The organism is Nocardioides pelophilus (genome assembly GCF_014180685.1).
Lineage (GTDB): Bacteria > Actinomycetota > Actinomycetes > Propionibacteriales > Nocardioidaceae > Nocardioides > Nocardioides pelophilus.
Genome location: NZ_JACEHF010000107.1, coordinates 1 through 12,413, shown reverse-complemented (window position 1 = coordinate 12,413; position 12,413 = coordinate 1). Strand labels below are relative to the sequence as shown.

Below are 12,413 nucleotides of genomic sequence, written 5' to 3'. Positions count from 1 at the left end.
CCGCGGGGGAGGGGCGCGCCGGTCATGATCCGGTGGGCGGTCCCGGCGGCGAGGTCCCCGGCCGGGGAGCCGGCCGGGATGTCGGCCGCGACCGGGAGGCGCACGGGTGCGTCCGGGGAGGCGGAGGCGATGTCGACCGCGCGTACGGCGTACCCGTCCATCGCGGAGTTGTCGAAGGACGGCAGCGGCTCCGTCGCGGTGACGGGCTCGGCCAGCACCAGGCCGCGCGCGTCCGAGAGCGGGATCGTCGTCGGCGCGAGCAGACCGACCAGACCGGCGATCCGCTCCTGGTGCTCGCCGACAGAGCGAAGGGAAGTAGACATCGAGCCCAGCCTATGCGGGGTCAGCGGCACAGCCGGTGAGCCGCCAGCGGCGCCGTACCCATGCCTACCTCGAAGCGAGGTCCGCGCGGCAAGCACGGTCTGCGACCCGCTCGGCCCATCCAGATGGGGAGGCGAGCGGGACAGCCCCCATGACTCCGTCCCGCTCGCCGCCTTGTTCCCCACAACGTGTGGCGCTGCCCCGCGTTACGCGGACGTGACACGTCGTCGCGGAAATAGCGCGACGACGTCCATTGGATCGTTCAAGTCCGATTCGGTTACGGTCGGAGGGTGCGTGCCATTCGTCGATTCACCGTCCGGCCCCTTCTCCCGCCGACCCTGGCTCCCCTCGGTGAGCTGGCGGCCAACCTGCGGTGGTCCTGGCACCCCGAGACGCAGGACGTCTTCGCCGCGGTCGACCCCGAGGTCTGGGCGGAGAGCGGCAACGATCCGGTGCGCCTCCTGGGCGAGGTGTCGGCCGAGCGCTGGGCGGAGCTTGCCGCTGACGAGGGCTTCGTACGCCGTCTCGGCGAGGTGCGCGCCGACCTGGAGTCCTACCTGACCGAGCCCCGTTGGTACCAACGGCTCTCGGAGGGGCGTGAGCCGGAGGCGGCCTGGCCCCGCCAGATCGCCTACTTCTCACCCGAGTTCGGGATCACCGCCGTACTCCCGCAGTATTCCGGCGGCCTCGGCATCCTGGCCGGTGACCACCTCAAGGCCGCCAGCGACCTGGGCGTGCCGATCATCGGCGTCGGCCTGCTCTACCGCCACGGCTACTTCAAGCAGTCGCTCTCGCACGAGGGCTGGCAGCAGGAGACCTACCCGGTGCTCGACCCCGACGGGCTCCCGATCTCGCTGCTCCACGAGGCCGACGGCAGCCGCGCGGTCATCACGCTGTCGCTGCCCGACGGTCCGGACCTGCTGGCCCGGATCTGGGTCGCCAGTGTCGGCCGGGTGCCGCTGCTGATGCTGGACACCGACGTCGAGGGCAACCCGGACCACTACGTCGACATCACCGACCGGCTGTACGGCGGCAACAGCGAGCACCGGCTGCGACAGGAGATCCTGCTCGGGGTCGGCGGCGTCCGCGCGATCCGCACCTACTGCCGGATCACCGGCGCGCCGGAGCCCGAGGTGTTCCACACCAACGAGGGGCACGCCGGGTTCCTCGGCGTCGAGCGGATCCGTGAGCTCACGGTGAGGGAGCCGGGCCCGCACCTCGACCTCGACACCGCGATCGAGGTCGGCCGGGCGTCGACCGTGTTCACCACCCACACCCCCGTGCCGGCCGGGATCGACCGGTTCCCCCAGACTCTCGTCGAGCAGTACTTCGGCGATGCCGGGCCGACGCCGGGCGTGCCCGTCGACCGGGTTCTGGGGCTCGGGGCCGAGGACTTCGAGGGCGGCGATCCCAGCGTCTTCAACATGGCGGTGATGGGGTTCCGGCTGGCCCAGCGGGCCAACGGCGTCTCGAAGCTGCACGGCCAGGTGAGCCGCGGGATGTTCAACGGCCTGTGGCCCGCGTTCGACGAGGCCGAGGTGCCGATCGGGTCGATCACCAACGGCGTGCACGCGCCCACCTGGGTCGCGCGCGAGGTGATCGCCCACGCGGTCGCCCACGGTGCGGACCCGGACGGCGACGACACCGAGGGGTTCTGGGCGGCGGTCGACAAGGTGCCGGCCGTCGACCTGTGGCGCACCAAGCGCGAGCTGCGCGAGCGGCTCGTCCTCGACGCCCGCCGGCGGCTCACCCGGTCGTGGGAGAAGCGGGGCGCGGCCAAGGCCGAGCTCGGGTGGATCGACTCCGCGCTCGACCCGGACGTGCTGACGATCGGCTTCGCGCGGCGGGTTCCGTCGTACAAGCGGCTCACCCTGATGCTGCGCGACCCCGACCGGCTCCGTGAGCTGTTGCTGCACCCGGAGCGGCCGGTGCAGCTGGTCATCGCGGGCAAGTCGCACCCGGCCGACGACGGCGGCAAGAAGCTGATCCAGGAGCTGGTGCGCTTCGCCGACGCCGAGGACGTCCGACACCGGATCGCCTTCCTGCCCAACTACGACATCGCGCTCGCGCTGCCGCTCTACCCGGGTTGCGACGTGTGGCTCAACAACCCGCTGCGGCCCTACGAGGCGTGCGGCACCTCCGGCATGAAGGCGGCGCTGAACGGCGGTCTCAACCTGTCGATCCTCGACGGCTGGTGGGACGAGTGGTTCGACGGCGAGAACGGCTGGGCGATCCCGTCGGCCGACGGCCTCGACGACCACGACCGGCGCGACGACCTCGAGGCCGGGGCGTTGTACGACCTCATCGAGCACGAGGTCGCGCCTCGCTTCTACGACGTCGACCACGAGGGAATCCCGGTCCGCTGGGTCGAGATGCTGCGCCACACCTGGAAGTCGCTCGGCCCCAAGGTGCTGGCGACCCGGATGGTCAGCGACTACGTCCGTCAGCTCTACGCCCCGGCGGCCGGCAACGCCCGCGCGCTCAACAGCGACTACGCCGGCGCGCGCGACCTCGCCCGCTGGAAGGCCCGGGTGCGGGGCGCCTGGCAGGGCGTGCGCGTCGAGCACGTCGAGGCGCGGGGAGTGGGCGACGAGCCGCTGGTCGGTGCGCCGATGACGGTGCGCTCCTACATCGCACTCGGCGACCTCGCACCGTCCGACGTGGAGGTCCAGCTCGTGCACGGGCGGGTCGACACCGAGGACCTCCTCGTCGAGCCGACCATCACCGTGCTCCAGCCGACCGAGTCCTACGACGGCGGGCGGCACCGGTACGACGCCGAGGTCGGTCTCGCGCGCAGCGGCCCGTTCGGCTACACCGTCCGCGTCGTGCCCGCCCACCCGCTGCTGGTGGCGCCGGCCGAGCTCGGGGTCGTCACCGTCGCCTGAGCCGCGCGGCTACTCCGTCTCCTGGAGCACGACCACGCAGCGCGGACCGATCAGCAGCTCCTCGCTGGACTCCACCGGGGTGCCGCAGGGCAGGTCGGGGTCGGTCGACAGCACGACCTGGCCCTTGCGCACCCAGTCGTTGTCGGGAAGGAAGACCGCGCACGGCTCGGGACCGGCGTGGAACCAGATGAGGAACGACGCGTCGATGACCTGCTCGCCCTTCGGCCCCGGTTCCCGGAGCGGCTTGCCCGAGACGAACATGCCGATCGTGCGCAGTCCCGTGTCGTGCCAGTCGGCGTCGGTGATCTCGCGTCCCGTCGGATGTAGCCAGGCGAGGTCCTTAGGCCCGCCGACGATCGTCGGACGTCCCTCGAACCAGTGCCGCTGCCGCAGCGTCTGGTGCTCGCGCCGCAGCCGCAGGGCCGTCTTGGTGAGGTCGTAGACGTCGAGCCAGGCGCCGTAGCCGCCGTCGACGCTCCAGTCGACCCAGGAGATCTCGTTGTCCTGGCAGTAGGCGTTGTTGTTGCCGCCCTGGCTCCGGCCGCGCTCGTCGCCGGCGGTCAGCATCGGGACGCCGTTGGACAGGCAGAGCGTGGCCATCAGGTTGGCGGCCTGCCGCCGGCGCAGGGCGACGATCTCGGGATCGTCGGTCTCGCCCTCGACCCCGTGGTTCCACGAACGGTTGTTGTCGCTGCCGTCGCGGTTGTCCTCGCCGTTCGCCTCGTTGTGCTTGTGGTCGTAGGAGACCAGGTCGCGGACCGTGAACCCGTCGTGCGAGGTGACGAAGTTGACCGAGTTGTACGCCGACCGCCCGTCATCGGCGTACAGGTCGGACGAGCCGGCGAGCCGGGTCGCCACCCCGTGCATCCCGTTGGTGTGCCCGCGCCAGAAGTCGCGGATGGTGTCGCGGTACTGGTCGTTCCACTCCACCCACGGTGGCGGCATCTGGCCGACGAGGTAGCCGCCCATGGACACGTCCCAGGGCTCGGCGATCAGCTTCACGTGCCGGAGGATCGGGTCCTGGCCCATCGCGACCAGCAGCTTGCAGGACATGTCGATGTCCGGCCCGGTCCGGGTCAGCGCGGACATCAGGTCGAACCGGAAGCCGTCGACGTGCATCTCCGTGACCCAGTAGCGCAGCGAGTCGAGGATGAGCCGGAGCGCGAGCGGGTCCTCGGCGTTGACGGTGTTGCCGCAGCCGGTGACGTCCCAGTAGGTGTCGTCGAAGGCGGCTGCGGCGTCGTCCCTGTCCGCGGCGGGCCCCGGTGGCACACGACGGTAGAACCCACGGTCGTCGAGGCCGCGGAACGAGAGGGACGCGCCCTGGGGGTCGGCCTCGGCGGTGTGGTTGTAGACCACGTCGAGGATGACCTCGAGCCCCGCCCGGTGCAGCGCCTTGACCATCTGCTTGAACTCGGTGACCTGCTGCCCGCGGTCGCCCGACGAGCTGTAGGCGCCGGTCGGGGCGAAGAACCCGATGCTGTTGTAGCCCCAGTAGTTGGTCGTCCCCCGCTCGAGCAGCGCCGGCTCGGAGAAGAACTGGTGGACCGGCAACAGCTCGACGGCCGTGACGCCGAGGTCCCTGAGGTAGTCGGTGACGACCGGGTGGCCGAGCCCGGCGTAGGTGCCGCGCAGCTCCTCGGGGATCCGGTCGTGCAGCTTCGTGAACCCCTTGACGTGCAGCTCGTAGATGACGGTGTCGCGCCAGCGGACCTGGGGCCGGGCGTCGCCCTCCCAGTCGAAGGCCGGGTCGACGACGACGCTGCGGGCGGTGGCGGGCGCGGAGTCGAGGGTGCTCGGCTGCGACGGGTCGTCGACGTCGTACGCCAGGACCTCGGGCCCGGCCGAGGTCGTCCCGGAGACAGCGAGACCGTATGGGTCGAGCAGGAGCTTCTGCGGGTTGAAGCGCAGGCCGTCGCCGGGCTCCCACGGACCGTTGACGCGGAAGCCGTAGCGGGTGCCGGGCGCGAGACCGGGCAATGCGCCGTGCCAGATGCCGAGCGAGTGCTCGGTGAGGGGGAAGCGGCGTTCGCCCCCGGACTCGTCCTCGTCGTCGAACACGCACAGCCAGACCTCGGTCGCGTCGGGAGCGTGGAGCGCGAAGTTCGTGGCCTCGGCCGTCCAGGTGGCACCGAGCGGCCAGTTCCGGCCCGGCCAGAGTGGAGCGCTGTCGCCGAGGCTGCGCCAGAGGCCGGGAGTCATGCGCTCGATTCTGCACGGTGACAGGTGACACAATGCGCTCGCGGTACCCCTTCCGCACCACTGATCACAGAGGAGCCCGATGACCAGCGAGTTCGTGCGACTTGAGGTAGCCGACGGTGTCGGGACGATCCGGCTGGACCGGCCCAAGATGAACGCGATCAGCTTCCAGGTCCAGGACGAGCTGTTCGCCGCCGCCACCGAGGCGACCGAGCGCCGCGACGTCCGGGCGGTCGTGGTCTGGGGCGGCGAGAAGGTGTTCGCCGCCGGCAACGACGTCAAGGAGATGGCCGACAAGTCGTACGTCGACCTGGTCGACCGGGTCGATCGGGTCCAGGGAGCGGTCAACGCGATCGCCCGGATCCCGAAGCCGGTCGTCGCCGCGGTCAACGGCTACGCCCTCGGTGGCGGCTGCGAGCTCGCGATGGCTGCCGACGTCCGGTTCGCCGCGGAGGACGCCGTCTTCGGTCAGCCCGAGGTCCTGCTCGGGATCATCCCGGGCGCCGGCGGCACCCAGCGACTCGCCCGGCTCGTGGGGCCGGCGACGGCCAAGGAGCTGATGTACACCGGCCGGTTCGTCAAGGCCGACGAAGCGCTGTCGATCGGTCTGGTCGACCGGGTCTTCCCCGCCGAGCAGGTCTACGGCGCCGCCGTCGCGTGGGCAGCGAAGTTCAGCAACGCCGCGTCGTACGCGCTGCGCGCGATCAAGGAGTCCGTCGACCGCGGGATCGAGACGGACCTCGAGACCGGGCTGGCGATCGAGCGTCAGCAGTTCGCCGCGGTGTTCGCAACCGAGGATCGGACCACGGGCATGCAATCCTTCATCGAGAACGGACCCGGCAAGGCCAGATTCGAGGGACGATGAGCAAGATGGCAGACAAGGCGACCCACGAGGGGACGGGGAGCAGCGCCACCCTCACGGTGGCGCGGATCCGCGGTGTCGTCTCGCGCGCCGTCTGGGTGGTCTGCCTGTCGCTCGCCCTCGTCCTGGCCGCGGCCGCGTTCAGCTTCGCGCTCGACGCCAACGACAACAACGACCTGGTCCAGCTGGTGCGCGACCTCGCCAACACGTTCGACCTGGGCTTCTTCGACCTGGACAACCCGGTCAAGGAGTTCAAGGACCCCAACAGCGAGGTCAAGAACGCGTTGTTCAACTACGGGATCGCTGCCGTGATCTACCTCATCGTCGGCCGGTTCCTCGAGCGGCTGATCCGTCCGTAGGGCGGACCTTGCGGGCCCATACCCGGAATCCCGTGTGAGGTAGTCCACGTACGCACGGTTACCCCTGGGTCGAAACTGGGCGGTAACCTGCGAGCGCTGTCCACGCAAGGACTAGATGTCGACCCTCGAGGGTCGCACGAGTGCAGGAAGGGGCCGGTCCGGCCACAACCATGAACATTGTCGTCTGTGTGAAGTACGTTCCCGACGCCACCGCGGATCCGCGGTTCGAGTCGGACAACACCGTGGACCGAGTGGGTGTCGACGGTCTTCTGTCGGAGCTCGACGAGTACGCCGTCGAGCAGGCTCTCCAGCTCAAGGAGGGCACCGAGGAGGAGGTGACGGTCACCGCGCTGACCGTCGGTCCCGAGAAGGCAGCCGACGCGGTGCGCAAGGCGCTGCAGATGGGCGCCGACCAGGGTGTCCACGTCCAGGACGAGGCGATCGCCGGTTCTGACGCGATCGCGACGTCGCTGGTGCTGGCCAAGGCCGTCGAGAAGATCGGCTCGGTCGACGTCGTGCTCTGCGGCATGGCCTCCACCGACGGCGCGATGAGCGTCGTCCCCGCCATGCTCGCCGAGCGTCTCGGTCTGCCCCAGGTCACCCTGGGCTCGCGGATCGAGCGCAAGGAGAACCAGCTCGCGGTCCAGCGCGACGGCGACACCGCCACCGAGGTCGTCATCGGCGCGATGCCGCTGGTCGCCTCCGTGACCGACCAGTCGGGCGAGGCCCGCTACCCGTCGTTCAAGGGCATCATGGCGGCCAAGAAGAAGCCGCTCGAGAACTACACCCTCGCCGACCTCGGTGTCGACGCCGGTGAGGTCGGCCTCTCGGTGGCCTGGTCGGCCGTCGAGGAGACGACCGAGCGTCCGCCGCGGACCGCCGGCGAGATCGTCAAGGACGAGGACGGCTCGGGCGCTACGGCGCTCGTCGGCTTCCTCGCCTCGAAGAAGTTCATCTGAGGAGCAACGAGACATGTCTGAAGTTCTGGTTCTCGTCGACCACGTCGACGGTGCTGTCCGCAAGCCGACCTACGAGCTCCTCGCGATCGCCAAGCGCCTCGGCGAACCGTCCGCGGTGTTCATCGGTGGCGCCGACAAGGCCGAGGGTGCTGCGGCAGACCTCGCCAAGTTCGGTGCGGAGAAGGTCTACGTCGTCGACCACGCCGAGGTGAAGGGCTACCTCGTGGCCCCCAAGGCCGAGGTGCTCCAGCAGGTCGCCGACGCGGCCTCGCCGGCGGCGATCCTGATCGTCTCCTCCGCCGAGGGCAAGGAGATCGCCGGTCGCCTGGCGATCAAGCTCGGTTCGGGCCTGATCACCGACGCCGTCGACGTCGACGCCGACGGCAGCACCACGCAGTCGGTGTTCGCGGGCAACTACACGGTCAAGGCCAAGGTCACCAAGGGCACGCCGATCATCACGGTCAAGCCCAACTCGGCCTCCGCCGAGGAGTCCGCCGGCGCCGGCACCGTGGAGCAGTTCGCGGCGACCATCTCCGACGCGGCCAAGGCCGCCCGGATCGTCGCGTCCAACCCGCGCCAGGCCAGCGGTCGTCCCGAGCTCGCCGAGGCCGCGATCGTGGTCTCCGGTGGTCGTGGCACCGGCGGTGACTTCGGTGCCGTCGAGGGTCTCGCGGACGCGCTCGGTGCCGCGGTCGGCGCCTCGCGTGCCGCCGTCGACTCCGGTTGGCAGCCGCACGCCCTGCAGATCGGCCAGACCGGCAAGACCGTGTCGCCGCAGCTCTACATCGCCAACGGCATCTCGGGCGCGATCCAGCACCGGGCCGGGATGCAGACCTCGAAGACGATCGTGGCCGTCAACAAGGACGAGGAAGCCCCGATCTTCGAGCTGGTCGACTTCGGTGTCGTCGGTGACCTGCACTCCGTGCTGCCCGCCGCGACCCAGGAGATCGAGAAGCGCAAGAGCTGAGGTCATCGAGGGTCTCGAGGAGTCGCTGCGCGACGTCCTCGACCAACGTGGCAGAAGCCCCCGGCACCGTGAGGTGCCGGGGGCTTCGTCGTACGTCGGCTACTGGCCTCGGTAGTAGTACTCCTGGTCCTCGTCGACGATGCCCACGGGCGCGACCCGCACCCGGCGCTCGCCCGCCTCGTTGGTGACGAGACGGACCCGGCGGAGGGCCTCGTTGTTGTCGGTGTCGGACTCGATCAGGGTGTCCTTCGGGTTCGCGAGCACCCGGACGTAGTAGACGCCGTCCGGCAGGTTCTTGATCCGGAACGACTGCCCGGCCCGGAACTGCGCATAGGTGTCGCCCCACCCGGCGGAGAGCACCTCACGGATCGAGCGGGTCTCGTAGCCACCGCAGACGCTGCCCAGGTCCTCCTCGTAGGCCTCCCATGCGGCGCCCTCGCCGGTCAGGTCGACGGCGTCGGTGTTGGCCAGGCAGAACGCTTCCTTGCCCGACCGCACGGCGCGGGTCTTGTCGGCGTTGAGCAGCTCGTACGTCGCGAAGTCGGTGAAGTGCCAGTGCTGGTGGGTCGGGTCCGGGTCCCACTCCATGGTGCCGACCTGCTGGTAGGCGATCTGGTTGCCGTCCTCGTCGAGGAAGTACTGGTAGGCGTCCATGATGTCCTCGTCGTCACGACGGAAGCCGTCGACCACGAGCGGGGAGTTGCCAGCGTTCCAGACGTTCGCCGAGAACTGCAGCTGGGTGCCGCTGCGGTTCAGCTGGATGTTGAAGGCCGGCAGCGAGCGCAGGTCCGGCGTGGGGGTCCCGGGGGGCAGGTCCTCGATGGCGTCGATGCCCCCAGCGGGGTCGGGCTCGTTGCGGTTGGCCGTCAGTCGCGGGGCGTCGCGGCGGTCGTCGCGACAGCCGCGGCACTCGCTTCCCTTCTGGACGAGGAGGACGGTCGACGCCGACCGCTGCTCCGCGGTCAGGCCGAGCGCGTCGGCGTACCCCTTGGTGATCGCGACGGTGACGTCGTACTCACCGGGCTTGAGCCGCAGCCTGGTCTCGTAGCCGAAGACCCCGCTCGCCCACCCGGCCGGGATTCCCTGGACGGCACCGAGAGCGAACGGGTTGTAGAAGCAGGTCTGCGGATAGCTGTTCGTGAACTCCGCTGCCGGGTCGATCCGCTCGGACGGCTCGCCGAGGCAGGAGTCGCGGTAGCGGACCTTCGGGGTCGCGTCCGGGTCGTCGCGGTCGACGACGCGCACCCGCAGGAAGCGCTGGAGCAGACCGATCCGCTCCTGCTCGGGCAGCACCACGTCGCCGAGCGGCAGCTTCGCGACGGCGGCGGGCGCGGTCTTGTAGTCGGCGGCGCGCTGCGACCAGATCTCCAGCGCCGCGTCCCTCACCTCCAGCCGGAAGCCGAGGTCGGAGTAGATGCCGCCCCCATAGGTCTCGGCGACCACCCGGTCAGGGACGGTCAGGTCGATCGTGGGGTTCGTCGGTGCGGCGCCGGTGGCGGGCGACGTACCGACGGCGGGAGCAAGCAGCGGCGCGGTGAGCGCCCCGGCCGCGAGGGCGGCCAGCCCCCATCGCTTCCGGGTGGGGGGCAGGGTAGGGATCACGAACTCCTCCTCGAGCAGGCATGACGAAGGCGCGGGAGTGCGCCTGACTGGTAGACGCCCGAGACGGCGGATCGGTTGCGTACGACGCGGCACTAACCTTGCACAGGTGAGCATCACCGAGGACGTCATCGACGTCGCGCGCCGGGCGCGGGTCGCCGCGCGGGACCTCGCTCTCGCGACCCGAGCCACCAAGGACGCCGCGCTGCACGCCATGGCCGACGGGCTGCTGGCCGGTGCGGCCGAGGTCGTCGCGGCCAACGACGAGGACGTCCGGCGGGCGGAGGACGGCGGCACGCCGGCCAACATCATCGACCGGCTCCGCCTGACCCCGGACCGGATCGCCGCGATGGCGCAGGGCCTGCGCGACGTGGCGGGCCTGCCGGACCCGGTGGGCGAGGTCGTCCGTGGGGGAGTGCTCGCCAACGGGCTCGAGCTGCGCCAGGTGCGGGTGCCGTTCGGTGTGGTCGGGATGATCTACGAGGCCCGCCCCAACGTCACCGCCGACGCTGCCGGCATCTGTCTCAAGTCGGGCAACGCGGTGCTGCTCCGCGGCAGCTCCAGTGCCCGGACGAGCAATGCCGCGATCGTCGACCTGCTCCGTGGCGCGGTGCAGGACGCCGGGCTCCCTGCCGATGTCGTGCAGCTCGTTCCCGGAGACACCCACGAGAGCGTCAAGGCGCTGATGCGGGCGCGCGGCCACGTCGACGTGCTGATCCCGCGCGGTGGGGCCGGACTGATCCGCTCGGTGGTGGAGGAGTCGACGGTCCCGGTGATCGAGACCGGGGTCGGCAACTGCCACGTCTACGTCGACGCGGGCGCCGATCTCGACAAGGCGCTGGCGATCGTCCTGAACGCCAAGACCCACCGCACCAGCGTCTGCAACGCCGCCGAGTCGCTGCTGTTGCACGCGGCGATCGCGGAGACGTTCCTCCCGCGCGTGGTCACCGCGCTCCAGGAAGCGCAGGTCACCGTGCACGGCGACGACGCCTTCGCGGCCTACGACGGCGTGGTGGCGGCCACCGACGAGGACTGGGCGACGGAGTACCTCTCGCTCGACATCGCGGCGCGCGTCGTACCCGACCTCGACGCCGCGCTCGACCACATCCGCCGCTGGTCCAGCCAGCACTCCGACGCGATCGTGACCGAGGACCAGGGCGCCGCGCGCCGGTTCGTCGCCGAGGTCGACTCGGCGGCCGTCCTGGTGAACGCCTCGACCCGGTTCACCGACGGCGGTGAGTTCGGCTTCGGTGCCGAGATCGGCATCAGCACCCAGAAGCTGCACGCGCGGGGGCCGATGGGCCTGCCGGAGATGACGTCGACGAAGTACGTCGTCGTCGGCGACGGCCACGTCCGCTGACGGCAGCCACCGCAGGACCAAAGACCCTCGATCCACTGCCCGGCCCGGGCCTAGAGTTAGAACACGTTCTAGTTCTTGGAGGCCCCTGTGCGCACCCCCCTTTGTGACGAGCTCGGCATCGAGTTCCCGATCTTCGCCTTCACGCACTGCCGTGACGTGGTCGTCGCGGTGGCGAAGGCCGGCGGCTTCGGGGTGCTCGGGGCCGTCGGCTTCACTCCTGAGCAGCTGGAGATCGAGCTGGCGTGGATCGACGAGAACATCGGCGACCGCCCGTACGGCGTCGACATCGTGGTGCCGAGCAAGTACGAGGGCATGACCTCCGACCTCTCGCCGGACGAGCTGGCCGGCCAGCTGCGCGCGATGGTGCCGCAGCAGCACCTCGACTTCGCCCGCAAGGTTCTCGTCGAGCACGGCGTACGGCTCCCGGAGGGTGGCGCGGACAACTCGCTGCAGCTGCTCGGCTGGACGGAGGCGACCGCGACGCCGCAGGTCGAGGTGGCGCTGAGCCACCCGAAGGTGACGCTCATCGCGAACGCGCTCGGCACGCCGCCGGCCGAGATGATCGATCGCATCCACGCCTCCGGTCGCAAGGTGGCGGCGCTGTGCGGTTCGCCGTACCAGGCGCGGAAGCACGCCGACGCCGGCGTCGACATCGTGATCGCGCAGGGCGGCGAGGGCGGCGGTCACTGCGGCGACGTGGGCTCGATCGTGCTGTGGCCCCAGGTCGTGAAGGAGATCGCGCCGGTCCCGGTGCTCGCTGCCGGCGGCATCGGCAGCGGTCAGCAGATCGCGGCGGCCCTGGCGCTGGGCTGTCAGGGCGCGTGGACCGGCTCGCAGTGGCTGATGGTCGAGGAAGCGGAGAACACGGTCGAGCAGCAGGCGGTCTACGCCGCCGCCGGCAG

General features: G+C 70.5%; 9 protein-coding genes and 1 pseudogene. 7 read left to right on the top strand and 3 right to left on the bottom strand.

Going from position 1 to position 12,413, the window contains the following annotated elements:
- Positions 1–323: pseudogene (locus H0488_RS23700) on the bottom strand (hypothetical protein); the annotation flags it as partial.
- A gap of 288 nt (positions 324–611) precedes the next feature.
- Between H0488_RS23700 and glgP the strand changes: the two are divergent.
- Positions 612–3,206, top strand: a complete 2,595-nt coding sequence (gene glgP / locus H0488_RS15930) for an alpha-glucan family phosphorylase (RefSeq protein WP_183100247.1) — start codon at positions 612–614, stop codon at positions 3,204–3,206.
- A gap of 9 nt (positions 3,207–3,215) precedes the next feature.
- Here the strand turns inward: glgP and glgX are convergent, their stop codons facing one another.
- The gene (gene glgX, locus H0488_RS15925; RefSeq protein WP_183100246.1) at positions 3,216–5,408 is read right to left on the bottom strand and encodes a glycogen debranching protein GlgX; all 2,193 of its coding nucleotides are present in this window, start codon (positions 5,406–5,408) and stop codon (positions 3,216–3,218) included.
- A 79-nt stretch (positions 5,409–5,487) separates the two neighbouring features.
- Between glgX and H0488_RS15920 the strand changes: the two genes are divergently transcribed.
- The 4 genes from H0488_RS15920 (at position 5,488) to H0488_RS15905 (ending at position 8,552) form a co-directional block, all read left to right on the top strand.
- The gene (locus H0488_RS15920) at positions 5,488–6,270 is read left to right on the top strand and encodes an enoyl-CoA hydratase/isomerase family protein (protein WP_183100245.1); all 783 of its coding nucleotides are present in this window, start codon (positions 5,488–5,490) and stop codon (positions 6,268–6,270) included.
- Positions 6,267–6,626 (top strand): hypothetical protein, encoded by a 360-nt coding sequence (locus tag H0488_RS15915; RefSeq protein ID WP_220794664.1) that lies wholly within the window; start codon positions 6,267–6,269, stop codon positions 6,624–6,626. The genes H0488_RS15920 and H0488_RS15915 overlap by 4 nt, the downstream gene beginning before the upstream one ends.
- Positions 6,627–6,796: 170 nt before the next feature.
- On the top strand, positions 6,797–7,585 hold the full coding sequence (locus H0488_RS15910; RefSeq protein WP_183100244.1) for an electron transfer flavoprotein subunit beta/FixA family protein: 789 nt from the start codon (positions 6,797–6,799) through the stop codon (positions 7,583–7,585).
- Positions 7,586–7,598: 13 nt separating this feature from the next.
- Positions 7,599–8,552: an electron transfer flavoprotein subunit alpha/FixB family protein gene (locus H0488_RS15905; protein ID WP_183100243.1), complete on the top strand. Its 954-nt coding sequence runs from the start codon at positions 7,599–7,601 to the stop codon at positions 8,550–8,552.
- Between the two features lie 99 nt (positions 8,553–8,651).
- Here the strand turns inward: H0488_RS15905 and H0488_RS25080 are convergent, their stop codons facing one another.
- Positions 8,652–10,154, bottom strand: coding sequence for a lysyl oxidase family protein (locus tag H0488_RS25080; protein WP_183100242.1), 1,503 nt, complete (start codon positions 10,152–10,154; stop codon positions 8,652–8,654).
- Positions 10,155–10,260: 106 nt separating this feature from the next.
- Here H0488_RS25080 and H0488_RS15895 point away from each other — a divergent pair, with 106 nt between their 5' ends.
- The gene (locus H0488_RS15895) at positions 10,261–11,511 is read left to right on the top strand and encodes a glutamate-5-semialdehyde dehydrogenase (protein ID WP_183100241.1); all 1,251 of its coding nucleotides are present in this window, start codon (positions 10,261–10,263) and stop codon (positions 11,509–11,511) included.
- Between the two features lie 87 nt (positions 11,512–11,598).
- A partial coding sequence (locus tag H0488_RS15890) for a nitronate monooxygenase (protein ID WP_183100240.1) occupies positions 11,599–12,413 on the top strand: 815 nt, incomplete at its 3' end.